The organism is Sphingomonas sp. TREG-RG-20F-R18-01 (assembly GCF_022662475.1).
In the GTDB taxonomy this organism is placed as follows: Bacteria; Pseudomonadota; Alphaproteobacteria; order Sphingomonadales; family Sphingomonadaceae; genus Sphingomonas.
Genome location: NZ_JAKNQQ010000003.1, coordinates 39588 through 64274 on the forward strand (window position 1 = coordinate 39588; position 24687 = coordinate 64274).

Here is a 24687-nt window from a genome sequence, read left to right on the forward strand (position 1 = left end):
CACGCGGCGCTGGCGTCCGCGTCACGTTCGCCATAGGTTCATCCGCTTGAGATTGGGGAGATCTATGGTGCGGCGGACAACGGCGATCGGGTGTGTTTTGGTGGCGTTGCTCTGCGGGTCCGCGCTGGCGCGACCACCGGCGGCGACGCCTGCGCCAGCATCGGATGCGGCAGGCCCCTCCGCTCGCTTCGAGGAGATCGGCCGGCGCTATCTCGATGCCTTGCCGCGCCTGGCGCCCGAATATGGTACGACGCTCGGCGACCATCGCTTCGACGGCGACCTCAGCGATCCGTCGGCGGCGGGGAGAGCCCGCCAGCTGGCGGTAGAGCGTGGCCTGCTCGCTGAACTGGCCAAGATCGATCGCGCCAAACTGAGCCGTGACGCGCAGGTGGATGCTGCGCTGCTCGACAATCAGATCCGCCAGGACATTTGGACGATCGAGACGCTGCAGCGTTGGGCGTGGGACCCGCAGCTCTACAACGACGCTGCCGGGGCCGCGCTCTATGGCCTCGCGGCGCGCGATTTCGCACCCTGGCCGGTGCGATTGAAGGCGGCGACGCTCCGGATGGAGAAATTGCCGGCGTATCTCGCTGCGGCCCGCACCCAGCTCGACGTCGCACGGGTTCCGCTGGTGATGGCGCAAAGTGTCGCCAAGCGGAATGCTGGGCTCGTGGACATTGCCCAGGGGATGCTGGCCCCGCATGCCAGCGAGCTGGCCCCGACGGATCGCGCACGCTTCGACGCTGCGCTTGCCGGGCTGAAGCAGGCCAGTGCCGAACATCAGCACTGGCTCGACACGGTACTGGTGCCGGGAGCGAAAGGCGATTTCCGGCTGGGCGCGGCACGGTATGACCAGGCGATGCGCTTCGCGTTGATGAGCACCTTGTCGCGTGCCGATCTGGAGGCGCGCGCCCACGCCGCGATGGCCGACACGCGGGCGCAAATGTACGCGCTGGCACGGACTGCATTGTCGGGCCGTGCGGACGCCCCACCGTTGCCGGCCGACCCCAGCGCCGACCAGCAGCAGCACGCCATCACCGCGGCCTTGGCGCTAAGCTATGCGCAACGCCCTGCGCGCGACGCGCTGATGGCCACTGCCAAGGCTGACCTTGATCGCGCGACCGCGTTCGTCCGTGCGCACGATCTTGTTGGCATGCCCGATGCGCCGGTGCGGATCATCACCATGCCCAAGTTCCAGCAGGGCACTGCCGTCGCCTATGACGATCCTCCCGGTGCGTTGGAAACCAGCGGCGCGAACTTCTTCGCAATCTCGCCGATCCCCGACGACTGGACTGATGCGCAGGCCACCTCGTTCCTGTCCGAGTACAATGATTTCATGGTCCACGACCTCGTCGTGCACGAAGCGATGCCGGGGCATTATCTGCAGCTCTTCCACCAGAACCAGAGCAAGAACGTGCTGCGAGCGGTGTTGAGCTCGGGCCCATTCGTCGAAGGCTGGGCGGTGTATGCCGAAGGCATGATGGCCGACGAGGGCTTTGTCGACGGCAACGTGCTGTTCAAGCTGACGGTGCTGAAGATGCGGCTGCGCTCCATCGCCAACACGTTGCTCGACATCGGTATCCAGACCGAAGGAATGACACGCGAACAGGCCATGACGCTGATGATGCAGGGTGCCTTCCAGCAGGAGCGCGAGGCGGCCGGCAAGTGGACCCGCGCGCAACTGAGTGCCGTGCAACTTCTGAGCTATTTCAGCGGCTATGCGGAGCATCAGGCATTACGCGAGGAAGCTATGAAACGCTGGGGCAGCGGCTACACGTTGCGCCGGTATAATGATGCAGTGCTGGCGCACGGCGCGCCACCGGTGCGCTTCGTGCGCCAATTGATGTTCGGGCTGCCGATCGGGTAATCTATCTTGCGCCCGAACACTCCCGGCGGAGCCATATCGGCCGTGGCGCCGCAAGCGCCACGCAGGGCGCTACGTCGTATGTCCACGGTTGCTCGAACGCCGCATCCGGCGGCCCCACACGGGGAGCATGTCGACGCTGGACGCTCCCGCCTTCTTCGTGGTCATCGAAGAGGCAGAAGGAAGGTCCGGAGGGGATGCGGTCGACGTTGTGGCTAGGCGGCTGCTCGTCCTTTCGCGTGGCTGGAACCTTTTGCGAATTCCGAAATAGTTTCGTCTTGGAAATGAACCCGACTGGCTCAAATCCGGTCCCTGTCGTCGTAAGAATGCGACGAACATGGTAATTTATGTATCGAATTCTGAGTCGACCGTAAATTTGAACGGGCCGTCGGACGTTGATTCCGGCGATCGGCAACGATTGGGGATCGCGGCCTAAGTCACTGCGAATATACGAAATAGCACGCATAAGTACCTAAAAAATCCCAGTAGATATGGCGCGGCGGGGGTATGATCCGAGTTGCGGCGTCAAGGATTGGAGAGGGTCTGATATGGGTCGCTGGGCTGCTCGATTATTTGGACCGCCTGTACTCAGTGCTGCACACGGCAACCCGGTCAGCACATCGCCATCGCTTTTGACGCTCATCGCCTATCTGGCTACCGCTCGGGACGGTCGGGCCTGTCGCACGTCGATCATCGCGGCGCTTTGGCCCGATCGGGAAGAGGCAAAGGCGCGACACTGCCTTGCGACGATGCTGTGGCGGTTGAAGGGGCAGGTCGGTACGCGATCTCAACCGATCCTGGCAGATGGCGACGCGCTGTATCTCGATTCCCAGACCTGGGTCGATACGCTCGCGTTTGAGACGCGACTCCGCAAGGTCCGGGCATCCGGGAACGTGGATCTGCACAATCTCGCTGCCGCCATCCGCTACTGCCGGGGCGGCTTTCTCGACGGTCAGTTCGCCGAATGGGTGCTGCTCGAGCGCGAACGCCTGCGTTGCCTGCACATCGACGCGCTGGTCCAGTTGGCGACGTTGCTGGGTGAACGCGAGCGATGGCAGGATGCCATCCATCCCGCGCACCTTGCATGCGCGCTCGAACCGCTCCGCGAGAGTGCGCAGCGGTTGCTGATGATGGCCTATGCACGGACCGGGAACCGCGGTCTTGCCCTCAGACAGTATCGGCATTGCGTGCAGGTGCTCGCCGATGAATTGGGCGTATCGCCGATGTCGTCGACCGTGGCCCTGGCGCAAGAGATTGCGGGGAGGGGGGCCCGTTCCGACATCTTGCACCCACTGCCGGCCGTGGCCGCGGCGAGCCCCCTGAAATCGGCCCTGCTGGAAAGCCGGGCCGGGATTATCTCTGCCCTAGCCTCGTTCGATCACGCGCTCGATCTTCTGTAGCCGCCGGTCTTCCTCGCCTCGCGGCCCGGGGCGCCGTCGCCGCACCCGGTAGCGATCTGGGCGGCCCCAAGGCGACCGCTCCGCTTGCCCGTTAAAGCCGATCGCTAGTCTCCCCTTTGCGCTGCAAGCTAGTCCTTCGCAGCGCTTTGCCACCGTCATGCAACACCCGTCGTCGTGCGCAGGCGGCGATGACGCATCGACCTTGCTTCGACGATATCGGTTCCGACAAAGCGGGCCCATCGCGCTTTCATGGCGTCGACCGCTGCGGTGACGGTGGCGTGATCCGGTCGTGACGCCGCGGTGACCGCACTCGGATAACAAGAGGTCGACTCGGAATGGGCCGGGCGGAATTGGCGCGATGGACGTGTCCGATGACGATCCAGATCAGTCACCGCAGTTTGAGCAGAACACCGTCAGCCTCATCGTCAGGGTTTGGGCCGACGGCACCCTTCCAGGCTGCTCGACGTTGCGGGGCCACCTATCTGAGATCGACGGGACCCGGATCGGAGCCTTCAATTCGCTCGACGATCTGCCTGAGCTCCTTTTCCAGACGCTGCGCCGACGCATGAATCTTTCTGATAGAAAGGGTTGACCGAATGTCGCCTGAAGTTGCCACCTTTCCGCGCCTCCGGGCCAGTCTTGCCCCGGAGTATGTCGAAGCCAGCTACGGTGAACTGACCGGGATCGTAGAGGCCGTATACGGTCCCGGCATGACACCGGAAGCCGTCGAAGGATTTTTCGACGATGTCGGAAAGGCTTTCAAGAGCGCCGGGCAATCGGTCGGGCAGTTCGCCCAGCAGGCCGCACCCGTGCTGGCCCGCGCCGCCCCAAACATATTGCAGGGTGCCTCCAGCGGCATGGCCTTTGGTCCATGGGGTGCGCTGGCCGGTGCGGTCACCGGCGGCGCGAGCGGGATCATGCAACAGTCGAACGATCCGACGCTACGTGCGGTGGGCGGGGTCATGCATCAGGTCGGCAGTCTGGCATCTGGGCTTCGGGGCGGGGGGCTCGGGTCGATCGCGACGGGCGGGGCCGGCATGATGCCCGGTGCGGCTGGTCTCGTGAATTCCATCTTCGGCAAAGCCGGCGGCGGAGCCGGTGGACCGGGAGGAGCGGGCGGGGGGAGCGTGGGAACGCTGATGGGCGTCCTGTCTCGACCTGAAATGCTCAACGGCCTTCTGTCCGCATCCATGCGCGGGTACGGCAAGCGCGATTTGCAGATCGGTGGCCAGCAGGTGCCGGTCCATACGCTCCTGTCGGCGCTCAGCAGCCTTGCGGGACGGGCCGCGAGCGAAGCCGCCGAAGTTGCGGAAAATGCCGAGGCAACGCCGGAATTCGTCCTGGCCGCCGGGGAATCGATCGGTATCAATCCCGAGAGCAGCGAGGGGCGCACCGACGCCCTCCTGACGCTGCTGGCCCTTACGCCGTCGATCTGGGCGTCTGCCCGTCCGCCAGCGCAATCCACCACGGTCACCGTCAGCCAGCCCGACTGGCCCGGTTTGGCGCCAAGCGCCAAGCCTAGCGCGAGCGAGGTCTTCGAATTCGCGGACGGTGCCGAGAGCTGGCCGGAATGGCCGGGCAACGAATGGGTCGAGGATTGGGGCAGGGAGCAATCCTATGCCTGAGCCCTTCGGATTGTCCGGCGCCGACACTTCTCCGCCATGCTGGCGCAGATGATGGATCAGCTTGGCCAGTCGAACCCGCAAATGGCGATGCTCGTCCAGATGATGCAGGCGCGCACGGCGGCTGTGTCGAATGCCGTGGATACGCTGGATCGCGACACGACCGATGCCCTTGCCGTGCGCCTCGCGCGAACCGAGGAGCAACTCGCCGCGACGCGCGCGAATGCCGCTCGCATCCTCGCGTCGTATCGCGCCGCCAAACTCAGATTGGCCGATCTCGCGGCGGCGCTCGGCGCGTGCGGCTTGTGCTGGGGCGAAGACGGCGAATGCCCGAGCTGCCGGGGACGCGGCCATATCGGCATGATCCGGCCGGATCAGGAGATTCGCGCACGGCTGCTCGGTCCGTCGCGGCAATCGACGCCCATAGCCGAGCATTCAACAGGGCCTAGAACGTGAAAGGAGCCGTCAATGTTTAACGAAACTGCGTTTGAGACGCTGGAAAGCTTCGGAGAATCCCTGGAGTCCACCGAATGGAACGAGATGTTCGGCGAGAACCTCGAATCCGCCGAGTGGAGCCCGAAGCGGAACCAGCCGTTGCAACGGCCGAAGTTCGGCAATGCCGTCGCCAAGTCGGTTGCGAACGGTTATGCCACCAAGGCGGAATTGACGGCGACCGCCAACCGTCTGGATGCGCGCATCGCGGTGAACACCAAGGGCATCGCATCCCTCGAAAGCGGGCTCAAGAGTCTGGGCGCGGCCCACAACCGGCTCGAACATACTGTCAAAAAGGAGATCGAAGAGCGCAAGCAGGTCACCGATGGCCTGCGCCAGTCGATCGAAAACATGAAGATGGCCGTGATGCTGACACCGGTGATCAGCGCACCCAAGACCGTTCTGATGAACGGGGAGAAGGTCATGGTCGATAGCGGCGACAATTTCAGCACGCTCCTGCCGATGCTGCTCCTGAGCGGCAGTTTCGGTCCGCAACCGGCGGGGGGCACCGCCCAGTCCTCCAACGACATGATGATGCCGCTGCTGATCCTTGCGATGGGTCGCAAGTGATGCGCCATGCGGTTGGAGACGAGCCATGAATCTCATGAATTTCGCGGTCGGTTACGCGCTTGCGGAGCGGTACGACCATATCGACAGTGACGATCGCGGGCGTGCGGCGATCGTTGCGGCGCTGATGCCGGAACCGTTCGTCGGCATCGTGACCGCCAAGACCATGCTGGACCGGGCGGAAGACAACGCAAGCGTCGCGGCAGGCGTCGAGGGTACGGCGACCGTCTCCGACAAAAATGTCGGATGGCTGATCGCCGAGGGCGAGCAGGATGCGCATATCGAGGACGCGCGTCAGGACGCTTCGTCCGCGCTGAAGGTGGCCAACGCCGCCAACCAGTCCGCGCAGGACGCCTTGATGCTGCTGGGAACGTTACGGACGGACATCGATGGCCTGACCAAGGCCGTGGCAACACTGCAGGCGTCCCTGCAGGTTACCAAAACCCCGACCAAGTGACGGGATGTTTCGCCGATGGACCCTGCTCTCCAGGAACTGATCGGCGAAGGTGGGCCGAATGACGACGTCGCGGTCGTCGTTCGGCTCAAGTCCGGCGCCTTTCCGCCAACGGGGATGCGGATCGTGGCGCGCTTCGGCGAAATTTGCACGATCCGCGCCCGGCGCGCGCAGCTCGCCCATATCCGGGCTGACCCAGCGGTCGCGAGCATGAAGGCCCCGCGCGTGTACGCCGCCGAGCTCGACGAAATCGTCGATGAAGAAGTGTCCGAGGTCCTTGCCAGTGACATTCGCCGGCCAGACGGATTGGTCGAGACGGGCAAGAACGTCGTGCTGGCGGTACTCGACTGGGGGTGTGACTTCACCCATCCGGACTTCCGAAACGCCGACGGCACGACCCGCATCCGCGCGATCTGGGACCAGCGGGGACCTGTCGGCGGCGGTGCCAATCCTTATGGTTATGGTACGATTTATGATCGCGCCGCCATCGATCGGGCCTTGCATCGCGGCGATCCGTTCGGCGCGCTGGGCTATGCCTTCGCTCCCCAGCCGCAGCACGGGACGCACGTGCTCGGTATCGCTGCGGGCAATGGCCGGGGCGGCGGTCCGGCAGGCGTTGCCCCGGAGGCGGAGATCGTCTTTTGCCATCTCGGGGCCGGCGAGCAAGACCTCGGGAACTCCGTCGAATTGCTGGAAGCGCTGGACTTCGCGGTCAAGCAGGCCGGCGAACTGCCGCTCGCCATCAACACGAGCGTCGGGCGGCAGGCCGGGCCGCATGACGACTCGCTGCTGCTGCAACAGGCGATCGACTGGGTGCTGACGCATCGCCCCGGTACTGCCATCGCGCAGAGCACCGGCAATTATTTCTCGAGCCGCTGCCACATGGCCGGGCGGCTGCACGAGACCGAGCAGGACATGCTGCCGTTCAGGGTCGAACGGCGCAGCGCGACTGACGTGGTGAGCGAGACCTGGTATCCCGGATCGGACGAGTTTCACGCGACGGTCGAAGGGCCGGCCGGTGCCGTGGCCGCGTGCAGCCGCGGGCACCATGCGCCGATCCGATTGGCCGACGGGACCGAGGCGGGGGTGCTGTATCATCGCGCGTTCGATCCCAATAATGGCGATCATCTCATCAACCTTGTGCTCAAGGACAGGGCACCGCTCGGCGAGTGGCGCATCACCCTGACGGGGGTCGATGTCGTCGACGGGCGCTGGCACAGCTGGATCGAGCGGGACGCGGGCTGTCCATCCTGCCAGGTCCGGTTCCACGAGGATGCGGCCACCTCCAGCGGCACCACGGGCAGCATCTGCAACGCGCTGCGGACCATCGCGGTCGGCGCGCACGATGCGCACGGCGGCAGCTTCTCGATCGGTCCGTTTTCCAGTGTCGGCCCGACGCGCGACGGACGCGCAAAACCGCTGCTGACGGCCCCGGGCGTCAAGGTGCTTTCCTGCCGGTCGTTCGACGGCCGCGACACAAGGCCAAGGTATATTTGCATGAGCGGCACCTCCATGGCGTCGCCCCATGTCGCGGGTGCCCTTGCGCTCATGCTCCAGGCGGCGGGTCGACAGCCCATTGCAGCCATCCGGCGGACGTTGTTCGCCACCCTCGATCACGCCGACGTGCGCGATCCGCGCGGTGGTTACGGGATGCTCGCGATCGAGCAGGCCGTCGTTGCCGCACGAACCCTTGCCGAGCCGACCGTACCCTCGCGCGCGACACGGCTCATCTCCAACCCGGACATGAGGACATCGACCATGGAACAGATCGACCGTCGCCCCCCGTCTCTCCCGGGCCTGACCGGCAGCGACGTGCTGATCGGCCGCGCGCTCGATCCCGCGGACAAGGGTGTGCAGGTCGTCGGATGGTGTGGTCGACGGCCGCTCCTGCCGGTCGACCGCGGGGATGTGATCACCGATCGATCAGGGCAGCAGCCGGTGCTGGTCGGGGGGGCGCGGCTGTTCAGCCAGAAGGAATGTTCCGAGGCCGGCCTCGTCACCGAGGGGCCATGGCCCGGTCAGTATGTTCAGCTGCTCGACCCGGATGGCACCACGTCCCCCTTCGCGCGGCGCATTGCGGGACCCGATGGGTTGTTGCTGCAGGACATCGTGATCGTTCGGCCCGTACCCGGTGCTGCAACCGCAGGCCCGCCGGGCAGAGAAACCTTCGAAGCCATCGAGCTGATGGAGGGCGATGCGCGCCCCGTGCTGCGGACTGGATCCAGCGGCCCCTCGGTGATCGAGGCGCAGACGAAACTCAACGCCATTCACGACACGTTGCGGCAAGCCGGGCCAGGCCTCGACCGGTGCCCGCTGACGGTGGACGGGCTGTTCGGGCCGCGCACCCGGGCGGCCACGGTATCGTTTCAAAAACAGGTCTTTCCGTTCCAGCCCGGCGAATGGGACGGTGTGATCGGCGCCCACACCTGGGCCAAGCTCGATGAACTGTCGCGGCCGGGCGGGGGGGCGGTCACACCGATCGTTCCCCAGAGCGCCACGATCGAGATCGTGCTGGATCCCACCGACAGCCACGCGCCGGGGGCGGGCGCGCCGGTTGCGACCGCCGTCATGCTCGGTTTGTGGAATAAGGCCTACGATCCATCCGGCGACATCCTCAACGGCGAAGCCGAAACGGACAATTTCATCGGCCTCGATTCACGGCGTTTCTACATTCGCGTGCGCGATCCGCAGGCGGTTGGCCCGACCGTCACCGTCCAGTGGAAGACCGTCGACGCTGCGGGGAGCGATTTCGACGCTCCCGCCTCGCAGGACCTGGAGTTGGCGGAAACATCGCCCGGTTCGAAGCTGTTCGTGTCAAAGGCGGTGATGCTCGTCGCGGATGAAACGGACGCCAACCAGAAGACGCACAGCGGGTTCGCGAGCGGCGCCGCGGCGGGCATCAGGTTCCGGGGGCAGTCCAACCACCGCCTGCGCAAGGCTGATCTCGATAGTTCGGTCCTGGCAACCTACGCCCGGAATATTCCGTTCCTGCCGATCTCGGTGACGATCCCGGTGTTCGAGCGATCGCCGGAGGCACGGTTGCGCCTCGACGTGCGCGTGGTCGTCTATCGCAGTCGGCTGTTTGGCATTGCCTTTCCGGTGCCCCACGTCTCGAGCGGTAAGATCGCGCGCTTCTTCCAACTTGCGAACGAACGATGGGCGCAGGTCGGCCTCCGGATCGTTCCGGCCGCGATCGAGGTGAGGGACCTGCCCGCAAGGTCCCAGGACGCCAACGGGCAGTATATCGGATCATTCACGAACGATCAGAATGCCAACGCCCGTGACGCGGAGGGCGCCGTGCTCGACGATCTGTTGCCCGGATCAGCCGACTCCACGTTGACGGCGATCTTTGTCGTCTCCGACAATGGCGCAAATGGCTATGCCGAGTTCGGGACCGGTACGCCCGTACCGATCGGCGAGCGCTTCTTCATCTTCGTAAACCCGCTGGTCGCCGAGAAGAACGACACGCTTGCGCACGAATTCCATCACTGCATCTTCAACCGCTTTGACGACACCGTCGACGATGCGTTCTTTGCCTTCAACACCTTTCCACCGCAGTCGATCGCGCGCCGGCGCGGGATCACCGCGCCTGATCCGCGCATCTACCGCCGGATCCCCGTGCGGCACACCGTCGACCCGAACCTCGATCCCCGCCGCGACAACGTCATCAACTGGGTGAAGCGGGTTCGCACGGCGCTCGAGCCGGCTGAGTCCGGTCCGACCCCGCCTGCCACTCCGACCACCGGAAACACCTTCGTGAGGAGCCTGTGATGTCGTCTCTCGAAACGCTTACCCCCGAACAGTGCGTCGATCTGATCGTCAGCGGCAATTTCACGGCGAGTGCGCTGGGACCCGGCTATCAGTTCGTACTCGACCGTGTCCGCGCGGATCCCGCGCGCTACCTTGCGATCTTCGAGCGTAAGTTTCTGGGGCCGGGGCAAGGCGGCAGCGCGCTGGTGACCCTGAACCCCGAGCATTTCCTGCGGCTGATCCGTGGCCAGTTGCCGGAGCGCGTGGCCCGGGTAGCACGACAACTGACGCGCGGCGCACGCGCGTTCGCGCACCAGCAGGTTCGCGACATTGCAGCGGTGGAGAGCGTCGCCGAGCAGGACGAGTTGCTCCGCCAGCGCCGCTTGCTCGCCTCGCGACACGCGGCCTTCAAAGATCTCGCTGGCGTGAAATAGACGGGAGCCGTGCCATGAACACCGCCCTGACCGCCGGCGCCGACGCATTCGGTGCGCGCGAAAGCCTCGCTGCAAGCGGCCACCCCATGATCCGCCTGGGATCGCAGGGCGAAAGTGTCGGCGAGTGTCAGAGCAAGCTCAACCGGGTCGATGCCCGGCTCGTGGGGGATGCTGGCAGTGGGCTCGATAACTGCCCGCTTCGCGTCGACGCGATCTTCGGACCGCGCACGCGTGCGGCGGTCGTCTCGTTTCAGAAATTCGCCTTTCCGTTCCAGCCATCCGAATGGGACGGCGTCGTTGGTCCGCACACGTGGGGAGCGCTCGACGTCCATGCCGCCACGAAACCGAAGGGGCAGATCGCGCCGTCCGCCCTGACCCCATCCCGCTGGGGTCCCTTGCTGGCGGCGGCCGCTTCTTCCGGCGTCGCCTTGCGGGACGGGAATGCCGTGCGCACCCTCATCGACGGGCGCGAGACGTTCGAGGAAATGGTGTCGGACATCCGGCTGGCGCAGGGTGAGGGCGACTACATCTACCTGCTCGGCTGGGACATCAGCGACGATTTCAACATGATCCCCGGGGATGCTGCGACCACGGTGCGCGCACTCCTCAGCGCGGCGTCCGCGCGGAACGTCCAGATCCGTGTGATCCTCTGGGCCAAGCCACCGGGCGCGAACTTTCTGACGGTTCGGTTCGTCAATACGCTGCCCAATGGCGCCGCCATTCGGGACGACCTGACGGCCAACAATCATCCGATGTCCGAAATCGACCTCGTCAAGGAAATGGTGACGGGCGGGGTCGACGGCGCGGCGGCGGCCGTCCTGGCTGCGATTGCAGCACGCGATCCCGTAGCGTTGACCGGCGCGCATCACCAGAAGGTGTTGGTCATCAAGCGGGGCGAGACGCTGCTCGCATATTGTGGCGGTCTGGACATCAACCGGAACAGGCTGGAGCCGGTCTCGCCATCGACCGGAGATCCGCAGCATGACGTGCATTGCCGGATTGTCGGCCCGGCAGCCTGGGACCTGTTGCAGACCTTCATCATGCGGTGGCGTCATCATCCGGACGGAGCCAAGCTGGACGCCGGGGCCAAGGGGCCGTTGCGGGGGGTAGGGGAACGGCTGCCGGCACCGATCCCGACGCCGCCGGCCGTTGCCGACAAGGACGCACCGTTCGGCGGCGTGACCTCGGTCATGATCGGACGCACCTTCAATCCGGTCAGGTCGTTTCCCGGTGCACCCCCCGTCCTGAAAGAGCGGGACATCCAGAAACTCGTTCTGGCCGGCATCCGGAACGCCCAGCGGTTCCTCTATATCGAGGACCAGTATCTCATCGACCTGGACGTCGCCGATACCATCAATCGCGTCCTCCCGCAGATTGCGCATGTCACCGTCCTGATCCCCGGTAACGCCATCACAGAGCCGACCTTCATGACCGAATATCGGCGTGACTTCATGGAAAGAGCACTGCGGGGCTTGGTGCAAGCCGATGCGGCCAAGCTCCGGGTCTTCCAGCTATCGCGGAGTCAAACCGTGCCGACGTTCGGACCGCATTGTTACGTTCATGCCAAGACGTGGGTCATCGACGATGAACTGGCGATCATCGGCTCTGCCAATTGCAACCGGCGCGGATATCAGCATGATAGCGAAGTCGACGCGTTCATGTTCGGCACCACGGCCGGCCGTGGGGCTGTCAACAGCCTGGCGCAGGCCTATCGCATTCGACTTTGGCGCGAGCATCTGGGGCTGCCGGCCACGGCACTGGTTGATGGCGTCAAGAACGCGGACAACTGGCTGAAAGGGATAAGGCCCGCGACGGCGCGCGTGATCGAATTCGATCACCGCCTTCCGGCAACGAAGTGGCAGGCGGTGCGCGACAAGGCGGCCGAGGCGTTGCGAAAGTTTATCGATCCGGTGCCCTGACCCGGACCGTCCAGGGTTTGGAACCGTTCGAAACCAGCGTGATGCAGATCGGATTCAGGCCCGTGGCCCAGGAGCGGCGATGCGGCATTCGAGCTCCGGTGGCAATCGAGGCGCCTCCTATTCTTGGCCCGGCGCCGAGCTTGGATCGTACGGCGAACCGTGAAGCGTCGGCTTGCCCGGATCTCGTTAAGCGCTGCATCCGGCTATCGTCTCAACGGATCCGAGCGGCGACGCTTGGCGCGCCACGTCCCGCGTAAGCCCCCCGCCGTAGAACGCGCGATGCGGTGCCGTAATCTGCCCGACTGGACCTCGCGAACGTGCGATGGCGCACCAGTAAAAGCACAGTTGTAATTTGAACATGCTACCGCTAACAAAAATCGACATCAGTGCCATGATAAGGTGCGTTGGCGGAAGTGCGGTGCCCTGGGGCGCGCTGCACAAGGGGAGGGTATATGAAGGAATTAACGCTCAATCTCGTTCGGCATCAGCGTGGCAGTCTCGCCATGCGCGCGAGCGTGTCGGTAGCCGCTTTGCTGGCCGCCAGCGCCAGTGGGAGCGCGTGGGCACAAGCGGAAACGCAGGCAATTGCGCCGGACACGGCCCAGGCCGCAGCGCCCGCGAAGGAAACCAACGCGCCGGTTGCCGCCGAGGCGGGTAGCGATATCGTCGTCACGGGGCGCCGCGCCGCACTCCAGGCCGCCGACGAACGCAAGCGTCGCAGCGAAACGATCGTCGATTCGGTCGTCGCCGACGATGCGGGCAAGCTGCCCGACAATTCGATTACCGAGGTGCTGCAGCGTGTGTCGGGCGTGTCGATCGTCCGTTTCGCCGCACTCGGCGATCCCGATCACTATTCGGTCCAGGGTTCGGGCGTGCAGGTGCGCGGTCTGACCGGCGTGGCGTCGCGCCTCAACGGCCGCGAGATCTTCAGCGCGAACAATGGCCGCGCGATCCTGTGGAGCGATGTGACCCCCGAGCTGATGTCGGCGGTCGATGTCTACAAGGCCTCCACCGCGGATCTGATCGAGGGCGGCACCGGCGGCCAGATTGATTTGCGGACCAAGATGCCGTTCGATTTCAACGGCAAGTTTCACGTCGCGGGAACCGGCGAACTGGCGGTCGGCGACATGGCGAACAAGGCCGATCCTTCCGGCTCGGTGCTCGTGACCGATTCGTTCGAGACGCCGATCGGCCGGATCGGCCTGCTCGGCGACATTGCATTCAGCCAGTTCAGCTCGCTGTCGCAGTTCATCCGCACCAGCCCGTACTTCAAGACCGCGCTCAGCGATGGCACCAACAAATATGTCCCGAGCGGCTTCGCCTATGGCGACGAGGCGTTCCAGTACAAGCGCTACGGCATCTACGGCGCCGCGCAGTGGCAGCCGGCCGAATCGCTGATCTTCACCGGCAGCTTCTTCCAGTCGCGCTACAAGAGCCAGTCGAGCGACTACGGTACGCAGCTCGATTCGCAGACGCTCGCGGTCGATCCGGCGAGCAGCACGTTCGACAGCAACGGGTTGCTGACGAGCACGAACGCACTCTACAATCGTGATCCGAAGACCTTCCTGCCGACCGGCCAGGCGATCACCAGCAGCGGTAACAAGGGCTTCGTCCAGAGCAATACCGTGACGCGCGATTACTCGCTGTCGTTCGCCTGGGCGCCCGCCGACAGCCATCTGTCGGTCAAGGGCTCGCTGCAGCGCGTCGATTCGCATCAGGTCTATGATCGCATCGATATCTTCCGCGATCTTGGTTTCGGGCAGAGCTATGGCATCGACCTGCGCGGGGACCTGCCGCAGATCAGCGTCAGCCCGGGGACGCAGGCATCGTTCGCCAATCCGGCGAATTACTTCTGGTCGGCCTCGATGCCGCACAACGAGAACAACACCGGCCGGCTCGACGCCGGGCAGCTCGATGCGGAATATAAGTTCGAGGACAGCTTCTTCCGGTCGATCAAGGTCGGCGGCCGCTATGCCAAGCGGACCGAGCGCGATCTCGCGAACGGCTACAACTGGACCGCGCTCGGCCGCGGCTGGAACGGCGATCCGCAGCTGACCTACGCCAATGCGGCAGCGGGCGACGTCGCGACGCACGCGTTCAAGGACTTCTTCCGGGGCGCCGCGACACTGCCGGGCAACCTGATGTTCGCGTCGGAGAACCTGGCGTCGCGCTTCAACGTCAACCGTACCGGGTTGGTGCAGTCGCCGCCCGCTGGCTTCTGCGGTGCTCCAGGCTCCGCTACGTACAATGACTGTTCCGCGTCGGGGCCGTTGCCGGCGACCGGCTATGGCGGTCTTTCTGGGATTCGCGCCCCGGGCTTCGTGCTGCCGGGCGACCTGACCACGAACCGCACCGAGAACATCGCGGGCTATGCCCTGGTCCGCTTCGGGCCTCAGGGCAACGCGCCGGGCATTTCGGGGAACGTCGGCGTGCGCGTCGTGCACATCCAGAATGAGGGCAGCGGTTTCGTTCAGCAGAACGGTGGCACGGCCTTCATCCGCAACGGTGTCCAGCAGATTCTGGCCAACACCTATGTCCCGCGCGGCGGCAAGGCCGACTTCACCCGCGTCCTGCCGTCGGTCAACCTCGAATACGCCCTCACCGATCGGATCAAGATCCGCGGAGGCTACAACATCACGATGGATCTCCCGACCTTCAGCGCGTTGCGCGCTTCGGGTTCGGTCGGTGTCAACACGATCAGCGATCCGAATGCCCCGACGGGGGCGATCGGTAACTTCAACAACTTCACCGCGGACACGGGCAATCCGTTGCTCAAGCCGACGCTCTCGAACAACGTCGATCTGTCGTTCGAATATTACGGGCGCAAGGGCACGTCGTTCCACATTGCGCCGTTCTACAAGCGGCTGACCAACCTGCCGATCTTCTCGCTGACCAACCGGCAGGTGAACGTGGTGTTCACCGACGGGTCGACCGAAAGCGTTACGGCCTCCGCCACCGATTACAGCAACTCGACCAAGGCGGCGACCGTCAAGGGCGTCGAGGTCGGCGGCCGCTTCTTCCTCGACATGCTGCCGGGCGCGCTCGCCGGGTTCGGGTTCGAGGGCAATTACACTTTCATCAAGAGCAGCAATCCCGGCGATCTGTATCGCGACATTACCGGGACGATCAAAAACGACGCGCCGCTGGTTGGCTTGTCGAAGCACAACTTCAACGCGACGTTGCTCTATGAGCGGAACCCGGTGTCATTGCGCGTCGCCTATTCGTGGCGCTCGCAATATCTGCTGTCGACCAACAGCAACGGCACCAATTCGCCCTACACCTATTACAGCGCGCCGAACGTGGTCACCAACCAGGACGGCGGAACCGACCCTTCCACGCAGATCGCGCTGCCGATCTATGGCGGCAATTACGGGTCGATCGACGCTGGCGTTCGCTTCAAAGTGACCCAGAACCTGTCGTTCGGGATACAGGGAACGAACCTGACCGCGTCCACGCAGCGCACGCTGATGGGCGGGTATCCGAACGGCAAGCTGGTGGGCCGGAGCTGGTTCCAGGCCGATCGCCGGATCAGTACTGGCATCAACCTGGCCTTCTGACGATGATGCGCCCGCCGCCGAGGTGATGGCGGCGGGCGAGCGAGCGGAGGGACGGAATGGGCAAGCGCGTGCTGATCGTGGGCGGTGGGACCGCCGGGTGGCTGACTGCGGGGTATCTCGCCAAGCGGCTCGGCGCGGATCTTCCCGGCGGCGTCGCCATCACGCTCGTCGAGTCCCGCGATATCGGCGTTCTCGGCGTCGGCGAGGGGACGTTCCCGACGATCCGGCGCACGCTGGAGACGATCGGCATCGACGAGGCGGAGCTCGTCCGGCGGTGCGGCGCGACCTTCAAGCAGGGCGCCAAGTTCGTGCACTGGCGCCATGCGCCAGGGCAGGGGGCTACCGATCATTACTCGCACCCGTTCCAGGTCGCGGACGCAAGCGACGGGCTCGACCTGCTGCCCTATTGGCTGCTGGGGCACGGCGGCCCAGAGAATTGGGACGAGGTCTCCAACCCGCAGAAAAAGGCCGCCGACCGGCAACGCGCGCCCAAGCTGCCGAGCAACCCCGATTATGTCGGCCCGCTCAACTACGCCTTCCATTTCGATGCGATCGCGCTTGCCGGACTGTTGCGCGAACAGGCGGTGAAGAACGGCGTCCGGCACCTCACCGATACCGTAAAGGAAGTGCTGCTCGCCGAGGACGGCGCGATCGCCGGGGTGCGTACCGAGCAGAATGGGGTGCTCGATGCGGATCTGTACGTGGACTGCACCGGCTTTCGCGCCGAGCTGATCGGCAAGGCGATGGGCGTGCCGTTCAAGTCATGCCGCGACGTGCTGTTCTGCAATCGCGCGATCGCCGCGCAACTGCCCTATGCACGGCCGGATGATCCGATCGCGTCCTACACGATCTCGACCGCGCAGGATTCTGGCTGGATCTGGGACATCGGGCTCGATCGCCGCCGCGGCATCGGGCACGTCTATTCGTCCGACCATAGCGACGACGAGGCCGCCGAGCGCGTGTTGCGCGGGTATCTCGGCGCGGCCGGGGCAGATGCCGACGTCCGCCACTTCAAGTTCGAGGGGGGCTATCGCGAGACCAACTGGGTCAAAAACTGCGTCGCGGTCGGGTTGTCGAGCGGGTTCTTCGAACCGCTCGAGGCGACCGGCATCGCGTTCGCCGAAGTGTCCGCGGGAATGATCGCCAACCTGTTCCCCTGGGGTGGCGACTATGAGACGTCGGCGCGCCAGTTCAACACGAACCTGCTGCGCCGCTACGAACGCGCGCTCGACTTCATCAAGCTGCATTATTGCATCTCGGAACGGACCGACACCGCCTTCTGGCGCGACAATGTCGCCGATGCGTCGGTGCCCGACAGCCTGCTCGAAATGCTCGACCGCTGGCGCTTCCGGCCTCCCAACGAGCTCGACATCGACGGGCAGATCGACATCTTTACCGAGGCGAGCTGGCAGTACGTCCTGTATGGCACGGGCTGGAAGACCGACCTGAGCGCGAAGGCGGGCGCGCTGCGCTATCACGAGGATGCGCGGCGCGCGTTCGCGGAAGTGCGGCGACAGGCGGACTATGCGATCGCCAATTTGCCATCGAACCGTGATCTGGTGAACTTCGCGCAGACGCGGCGCTTCGGTACGCGGGCGGCGGCGTGAGGCTGTTGCGCGCATGACCCGATCGGTGGCGGCATGGACCGCGATCGCCGCGGCGGTCGCCCTGTCGCTGCCGATCCCGGGTTCGGCGCGGACGCCTGCGCGCGTGCCGTATCGCTGGACCAACGTGACGGTCGGTGCGGGTGGCTATGCGCCCAATATCGTCTTCAGCCCGGCCGAACGGGGTCTGGCCTATCTGCGCACCGACATGGGCGGGGCGTATCGCTGGGACGCTGCGGCTCGGCGCTGGCTACCGCTGCAGGACGGCAATGCGACGCCGAGCTTCATGGGGATCGAAAGCATCGCCCCCGACCCGCGCAACCCCGACGTCGTCTATATGGCGGCGGGGATGAACGCCGGTCAGCCCGCCGCGATTCTGCGCTCGGCGGACCGGGGGCGGACGTGGCGCGTCACGCCGGTGCCGTTCGCGATGGGTGGCAACGAGGATGGCCGCGGCCTCGGCGAGCGGCTGGCGGTCGATCCCAATGACACGCGCCGCCTGTTCTTCGGCTCGCGCCACGACGGCTTGTGGCGCAGCGACGATGCGGGCGCGACCTGGGCCAAGGTCACGGCCTTCCCGGTCACGGGACTCGGACGACCAGCGCCACGCCAGACGCATGGCGGCGTCGCCTTCGTCGCGATCGACCCGACGAGCCGGGGCGCGGGACACGCGTCGCAGCGGATCTGGGCCGGGGTCGCCGATCCGGGCGATACGCACCTCTATCGTTCAGACGACGGCGGCGCTTCCTGGGTCGCGGCGACCGGCCCCGCGCTGCTGGCCGCAAAGGGCGTCGTCGACTCCCGCGGCGTGCTGTGGGTCGGTTACGCGAGCGGGCTCGGCCCGAGCGGGATCGCGACGGGGGCGGTGTGGCGCTACCAGCCCGACGGGCGCGGACGCGACGTAACCCCCGCAGCGTGGCGTGACACCGGCGCGGAGGGCGCGTTCCTCGGGGTCGCGGTCTCGCCGATGCGTCCCGGCACGGTCGCGGTCAGCACGGTCGATCGCTACCGCCACGGCGATTCGCTCTGGCTCACCCGCAACGACGGCGCCGACTGGAGCGATGTCGGCACGCGGAGCCGACGCGACGTGGCGCAGACGCCGTTCCTGTTGCACGAGGGCAAGGGTGCCGATTTCGGGCACTGGATTTCCGGCCTCGCGATCGATCCGTTCGATCCGGGGCATGTCGCCTACACGACCGGTGCCACGGTCTACGCGACCAAGTCGATCGATGGTGCTGCGGTCGATTGGACTCCCTGGACCAAAGGCATCGAACAGACCGCGATCATCACGCTCGTCTCGCCGACCGGCGGTGCGCCCCTGATCTCCGGGTTCGGCGATCTTGCGGGCTTCGTCCACGACGATCTCGACCGGTCGCCGCAGCCGACCTTCGTCAACCCGTACATGTCGAACACCAATGCGATCGACTACGCGGGCCTCGCGCCGAACGTGATCGTCCGCACCGGCAGTTTGTACCTTGATCGCCCACGCGAAGCCTCGATCGGGCGGTCCGAGGATGGCGGTCGGACCTGGACGATGCTCAAGCTGCCGCCGATGGGCGATCCGCCAGCGCGCGCGGATCTGAACGGCGACTGGCCGATCGCCGTGTCGGCGGACGGCACGACGATGGTGGTCACGACCCCGGTCCCGCAAGTCTCGCGCGATCGCGGGCGGAGCTGGTCGCCGGTGCGCGGCCTGCCCGGAAAGACCCGCGCCGTTGCCGACAAGCGCGATCCGCGCCTGTTCTACGCCGTCGATGCCGATCGCGGACGGCTCCTCGTCTCGCAAGATGCGGCGGCGAGTTTCGCACCCGTTGCGGGGCATGGCCTGCCAGCCGACCTGACACCCGCCGGTCGCCGGGGCCGCGAGGCGCAAAGCGCACTGCTCGCTGCCCCCGACCGCGCTGGCACATTGTGGCTGCAGGTGGGCGAACGGTTGTTTCTCAGCACCAACGGCGGCGTGACACTTGTGCCAGCGAGCGGCGCGCTGCACGTCGAGCTTTTCGGGCTCGGCAAGGGCGCGCTGTTCGCAGTCGGGACGCTGGAGGGCATCCGCGGCGTGTGGCGCTCGGTCGATGCGGGCAAGATCTGGTCGCGGATCGACGACGACGCGCATCGCTGGGGCGGTCGCTACCGCGTCGTCTCGGGCGATCCCCGCCGCGCGGGTCGCGTCTACCTCGGCACCGATGGACGGGGCATATTCTACGGTGACCCCGTGGCGGCGCGATGATCTTTCACCCCATACGCCATCCGGGAGAATGACGATGAAACCTCTGATCACGGCGCTGCTGTTCGGCAGCGCGCTGACCTCGGTGGCGGCCCATGCGCAGCGGTTCGAGCGCACCGCTGACGGCGTCAAGGTCACCCCCGCCACCGGCCCCGGCCAGAGCGTCGAACTCACCGTCCACGGCGACGGGATCATCCATGTCGTCACGACGCCGAAGGGCGGCGGAACGGCTTCCCGCGCGCCGAGCCTGATGGTCGCGCAGCCACCCGTGGCGGGCGCGTTCAAAGTGACCGAAACCGCAGGGCAGGTGCGCATCACCACCGCAAGGGCGACCGCGGAAGTCGCGCTCGCGACCGGGCAGGTGCGTTTCCTCGACCCCACCGGCAAGCCGTTGCTCGAAGAGTCCGGTCCCGTCCGCTTCGCCGCGACCGAGGCGGACGGCAAGCCGTTCGTCTCGGTCTCGCAGCAGTTCAATCGCGGCACCGACGAGGCGCTCTATGGCCTCGGCCAGCACCAGAACACGCAGATGGATTACAACGGCGAGGACATCGATCTCGCGCAGCACAACATGGATATCGGCGTGCCCTTCGTCGTGTCGACGCGCGGCTACGGCCTGTTGTGGGACAACAATGCGATCACGCGCTTCGGCAACCCCGAGCCTTATGCCTTCGTCGGCGCGGGGATGAAGGTCAGCAGCGGGGGCAAGCCCGGCTGGCGCGCGGAGTATTTCCTCGATGGCAAGCCCGCGGTGACGCGGCAGGAAGCAACGATCAACTATCAGTACATCAAGGACCAGAAGACCTGGCCCGAGGCGGCCAAGGCCCGCACCGTCGCGGCGACCGGCGGCCAGAACACTGCGGGCAATGCCGTGCAGAAGCAGACCGTGGTGTGGAGCGGCGACGTGCTGCCGACGGTGACAGGCACGCACAAGTTCCGGCTCTACGGCTCGAGCTATTACAAGGTCTATGCCGACGGGAAGCTCGTGCTCGATCGCTGGCGCCAGAACTGGAACCCCTGGTACGCGAACGTCGACCTACCGATGACGGCGGGCAAGGCGGTCGCGATCCGCATCGAGTGGGAGCCGAACGCCGGGTACATGGCCTTCTTCCATAGCGATCCGCTCCCCGAGGCCGATCGCCATTCGCTGTGGTTCACCAGCGAGGTCGGGCAGGCGAAGGACTATTGGTTCATCCCCGGCGGCAGCATCGACGGCGCGATCGCGGGCTATCGCCAGATCACCGGCAAAGCCGAGATGATGCCCAAATGGGCATACGGCTTCTGGCAGTCGCGCCAGCGCTACGAGACAGCGGACGCGCTGACCGGCGTCGTTGCGCGCTATCGCAAGATGAAGATCCCGCTCGACAATATCGTGCTCGACTGGCGTTATTGGCAGGATCCCGACTGGGGCAGCCATCGCTTCGACGCCACGCGCTTTCCCGATCCGGCGAAGATGCTCGCCGACGTCCACGCCGATCACGCCAATTTCATGATCTCGGTCTGGCCGAAATTCTACCCGACCACGGACACCTACAAGGAACTCGCGGCGGCGGGCGTGGTGTATCAGGGCAATCTGCGGCAGGGAAACAAGGACTGGGTCGGCCCGGGCTTCAAGAGCACGGTCTACGATCCCTATGCCGCCGCAGGGCGCAAGATCTTCTGGAAACAGATCGAGGGGCGGCTGGCCAACCTCGGCGTCGATGCGTGGTGGGCGGATGCGTCCGAACCCGACATGCATTCGAACACCTCGATCCCTGAGCGGATCGACGCGATGGGGCCGACCGCGGCCGGCCCCGCGGCGCAATATTTCAACAGCTATCCGCTGATGAACGCGCGCGCCTTCTTCGACGGCTGGACCGCATACAAGCCGGACGTTCGCCCGTTCCTGCTCACCCGCTCGGGGTTCGCCGGATTGCAGCGTTATGGCGGGGCGATCTGGTCGGGGGACGTGGCAAGCCGCTGGTACGATCTGCGCGCGCAGATTTCGGCGGGGGTCAATGCGTCGATGTCGGGTATTCCCAACTGGACGCACGACATCGGCGGCTTCGCGCTCGAGGATCGCTTTTCGAGCAAGACGCCGACCGCGGCCAATCTGGACGAATGGCGCGAGCTCAATCTGCGCTGGTTCCAGTTCGGCGCGTTCAGCCCGCTGTTCCGCAGCCACGGCGAATATCCGTATCGCGAAATATACGAGATCAGCCCCGAAGGCTCGCCGATGCGCGCGTCGATGCTCCGCTACGACACGCTGCGCTATCGCCTGATGCCGTATATCTACACGGTGGGGGCTGACACCTACATGAAGGACGGCAGCATCATGCGCGCGCTCGCCGCCGGGTTCGCGGACGACCGCGAGGTGCGCCGGATCGACGACGAATATCTCTTTGGCGATGCGTTCCTGGTCGCGCCGGTCACCGCGTACAAGGCGCGCACGCGGTCGGTCTATTTCCCGGCCGGAACGCGCTGGTATGACTTTGACACCGGCCGCGCCTATCAAGGCGGCGCGCGCGTTACGGTCGATGCGCCGTTCGAGCGGCTGCCGCTGTTCGTCCGCGCCGGTGCGATCGTGCCGACGGGGCCGGTCACGCAATATGTCGACGAGCATCGGGATGCGCCGGTGACGATTCTCGTCTACCCAGGCGCGGACGGCAGCTTCTCGCTGTACGAGGATGACGGCCGGTCCACCGCGTACAAGTCCGGCGCCTATTCCCGCATTCCGATCGCCTATGACGATCGGACGGGGACGGTCCGCTTCGGCAAGCGGGTGGGCGGTGGCTGGAACGGGATGCCCGCAACGCGCAAGCTGCGCGTGCAATGGATCGTCGCGGGCCAGCCTGCCCGCGACGGCGCGTACGATGCCGAGGTGACCTACACCGGCCAACCGGTCATGCTGGCGAAAAAGCGCGGTTGACTGCTCAGGACCAGCGGCGCGCTGTGCTACCGCGGACGGGTGCCGAACCGCCAGATCGTGGTCGAGCGGAAGACCTGACCGGGCCGCAGTAGCGTGCTCGGGAAGTCCGGGTGGTTCGGGCTGTCCGACAGGTGCTCCGTCTCAAGCGCGACCCCGTCGAACGCGTGCATCACGCGACCGCTCGGTCCCTTGTCCTGGCCGTCAATATAGCCACCCGAATAGACCGTGATCGACGGCTCGGTCGTCTCGATCGTCAGCGTTCGCCCGGAGGCAGGGTCGTCAAGCCGCGCTACCGGTGCCAGCGCGCCGAGCGGTTTGTCGAACAGCCAGGCGTGGTTGTAGCCATGCTCGCCCATCGGCGGCACCCGGCTGTCGATGCCGGGACCAAGCGCGTGCGGCGTTCGCAAATCGAGCGCGGTTCCGACGACGGAAGGGAACGCGCCGGTCGGGATACCGCCGCCGTCGGTCGCCACATAGCGCGTCGCGTTGACCTGCAACCGCTGCGCGCGGATTGACCCGTTGCCCTCTCCGGCAAGGTTGAAATAGGCGTGGTTGGTGAGGTTCAGCGCGGTGGGCTTCGAGGTCCGTGCTGTGTAATCGATCCGCAGCGCATTGCCCGCGATCAGCCGATAGGTGACGGCGATCTGTAATCGCCCAGGAAATCCCTGAAACCCGTCGGGACTGTCCAGCGTAAAGGTCACCGCGCGCGTGCTGCGGGCGCGCACCGTCCATTGCCGTGTGTCGAACTTGGCCGTGCCACCACCGTGAAGCGCGTTGGGTCCGTCGTCCGCCGCGAGCATCACCGGCTTGCCGTCGATCTCGAAGCGCGCGCCGCCGATCCGTCCGGCATAGCGGCCGATCGTCGCGCCGAAGGACACCTTCCCGTTCTTGGCGTGGAATTCGGCGGGCGTAGCAAAACCCAGCAGGATGTTCGCGCGCTGGCCGTTCCGGTCGGGCACCTCGATCTGCGTCACCGTCGCACCGAACGGAATCAGCCGAACGACCATGCCGGCGTCGTTGCGCAGGGTGATCACGGCATCGCTCGACCGGGCGCTGGCGGAAGACGCGAGGGATAGGGCGAGGATGACCAAGGTTTTGCGCATGTCTAGCTCCGTGATGCCACCGGTCCGCCTCGCGCGTCCCGCCGGAGGGCGTGCGATCCCGCGGGGTGGATAGCGTCCTGCCACCCTTGGCGCCAAACGGCAATTCCAGCGGACTGCACTGCAACGGAGGCAAGGGGAACGTGCCACCCGGCAAGCCGGCCGATAGCCGCCATGCTTGCGACCCTGTACATTACGGTAGATACCATTGTCGCAACGGGGCAGGATGTCGCCCCAGCGGGGAGCAAGACCATCAGCACCATCATCTCGCGTGTTCCCCTTGCCTTCGCGGCGATTGGCCTGATCGCGCTGACGGGACCGGCGCCCGCTCCCTTGTTGGCGCAAGCCCGTGAAGCGACCGCGCCAGCCGCCTATGTCCCGGCGGAGGAGATCAAGGGTCAGATCGAGCAGATGCGCCTGGCTCTAAAACCGGGGCAGACGTTTGCCTATCAGCCGATCGTTCGCGCAGGCAATGCCGATGCCGCCATCGAATATTGGCTCAAGCCCGGCAAGCCCGCGGTACATCCCGATCAGGCCGAATATGTGGTTGTCCTGGCCGGGAGTGGTACGCTGGTCTCCGGCGGGACGATGACCGACGCCGCCACGACGAATCCAACCCTGATCGAAGGCGGCCGGATCATCGGCGGCACAACGCGAGCGTTGCGACCCGGCGACGTGTTCCTGATCGCTGCCGGGACGCCGCACTGGTTTGGCATTACCGGCCAGCGCCTAGTGCTGCTGGGAACCAAGATCCCGCAACACCGCGGATAGGCGCGTCACGGACTCGGCGGCGCT

Annotated in this window: 16 protein-coding genes; 15 read left to right on the forward strand and 1 reads right to left on the reverse strand. The window is 65.7% G+C overall.

Features of this window, described 5'->3' with window-relative positions; genetic code table 11:
- Positions 1-64 precede the first annotated feature (64 nt).
- The 14 genes from L8K25_RS10190 (at position 65) to L8K25_RS10255 (ending at position 22792) form a co-directional block, all read left to right on the forward strand.
- The gene (locus L8K25_RS10190; protein WP_242138809.1) at positions 65-1867 is read left to right on the forward strand and encodes a DUF885 domain-containing protein; all 1803 of its coding nucleotides are present in this window, start codon (positions 65-67) and stop codon (positions 1865-1867) included.
- A 629-nt stretch (positions 1868-2496) separates the two neighbouring features.
- Entirely contained in the window at positions 2497-3264 is a 768-nt protein-coding gene (locus tag L8K25_RS10195; protein ID WP_242138810.1) for a bacterial transcriptional activator domain-containing protein, read from the forward strand.
- A 358-nt stretch (positions 3265-3622) separates the two neighbouring features.
- The gene (locus tag L8K25_RS10200; RefSeq protein ID WP_242138811.1) at positions 3623-3856 is read left to right on the forward strand and encodes a hypothetical protein; all 234 of its coding nucleotides are present in this window, start codon (positions 3623-3625) and stop codon (positions 3854-3856) included.
- Positions 3857-3860: 4 nt separating this feature from the next.
- On the forward strand, positions 3861-4889 hold the full coding sequence (locus L8K25_RS10205) for a hypothetical protein (protein WP_242138812.1): 1029 nt from the start codon (positions 3861-3863) through the stop codon (positions 4887-4889).
- Between the two features lie 48 nt (positions 4890-4937).
- Complete coding sequence (locus L8K25_RS10210) at positions 4938-5342, forward strand: hypothetical protein (protein WP_242138813.1); 405 nt, start codon at positions 4938-4940, stop codon at positions 5340-5342.
- Between the two features lie 12 nt (positions 5343-5354).
- Complete coding sequence (locus L8K25_RS10215; protein ID WP_242138814.1) at positions 5355-5948, forward strand: hypothetical protein; 594 nt, start codon at positions 5355-5357, stop codon at positions 5946-5948.
- Between the two features lie 25 nt (positions 5949-5973).
- Complete coding sequence (locus L8K25_RS10220) at positions 5974-6402, forward strand: hypothetical protein (RefSeq protein ID WP_242138815.1); 429 nt, start codon at positions 5974-5976, stop codon at positions 6400-6402.
- A gap of 15 nt (positions 6403-6417) precedes the next feature.
- Positions 6418-10170 (forward strand): S8 family serine peptidase, encoded by a 3753-nt coding sequence (locus L8K25_RS10225; RefSeq protein WP_242138816.1) that lies wholly within the window; start codon positions 6418-6420, stop codon positions 10168-10170.
- The gene (locus L8K25_RS10230; protein WP_242138817.1) at positions 10170-10583 is read left to right on the forward strand and encodes a hypothetical protein; all 414 of its coding nucleotides are present in this window, start codon (positions 10170-10172) and stop codon (positions 10581-10583) included. Before L8K25_RS10225 ends, L8K25_RS10230 begins: the two co-directional genes overlap by 1 nt.
- A gap of 14 nt (positions 10584-10597) precedes the next feature.
- The gene (locus L8K25_RS10235; RefSeq protein ID WP_242138818.1) at positions 10598-12502 is read left to right on the forward strand and encodes a phospholipase D-like domain-containing protein; all 1905 of its coding nucleotides are present in this window, start codon (positions 10598-10600) and stop codon (positions 12500-12502) included.
- 452 nt (positions 12503-12954) lie between these two features.
- On the forward strand, positions 12955-16059 hold the full coding sequence (locus L8K25_RS10240; RefSeq protein WP_242138819.1) for a TonB-dependent receptor: 3105 nt from the start codon (positions 12955-12957) through the stop codon (positions 16057-16059).
- 56 nt (positions 16060-16115) lie between these two features.
- Positions 16116-17666, forward strand: coding sequence for a tryptophan halogenase family protein (locus tag L8K25_RS10245; protein ID WP_242138820.1), 1551 nt, complete (start codon positions 16116-16118; stop codon positions 17664-17666).
- 13 nt (positions 17667-17679) lie between these two features.
- Positions 17680-19890 carry a hypothetical protein gene (locus L8K25_RS10250; protein WP_242138821.1) on the forward strand — a complete coding sequence of 737 codons (2211 nt, stop codon included), beginning with the start codon at positions 17680-17682 and terminating at the stop codon, positions 19888-19890.
- A 34-nt stretch (positions 19891-19924) separates the two neighbouring features.
- Positions 19925-22792, forward strand: a complete 2868-nt coding sequence (locus L8K25_RS10255) for a TIM-barrel domain-containing protein (protein ID WP_242138822.1) — start codon at positions 19925-19927, stop codon at positions 22790-22792.
- Between the two features lie 26 nt (positions 22793-22818).
- Here the strand turns inward: L8K25_RS10255 and L8K25_RS10260 are convergent, their stop codons facing one another.
- On the reverse strand, positions 22819-23895 hold the full coding sequence (locus L8K25_RS10260) for an aldose epimerase family protein (RefSeq protein ID WP_242138823.1): 1077 nt from the start codon (positions 23893-23895) through the stop codon (positions 22819-22821).
- Between the two features lie 171 nt (positions 23896-24066).
- Here L8K25_RS10260 and L8K25_RS10265 point away from each other — a divergent pair, with 171 nt between their 5' ends.
- Entirely contained in the window at positions 24067-24663 is a 597-nt protein-coding gene (locus tag L8K25_RS10265; RefSeq protein WP_242138824.1) for a cupin domain-containing protein, read from the forward strand.
- Positions 24664-24687: the final 24 nt, after the last annotated feature.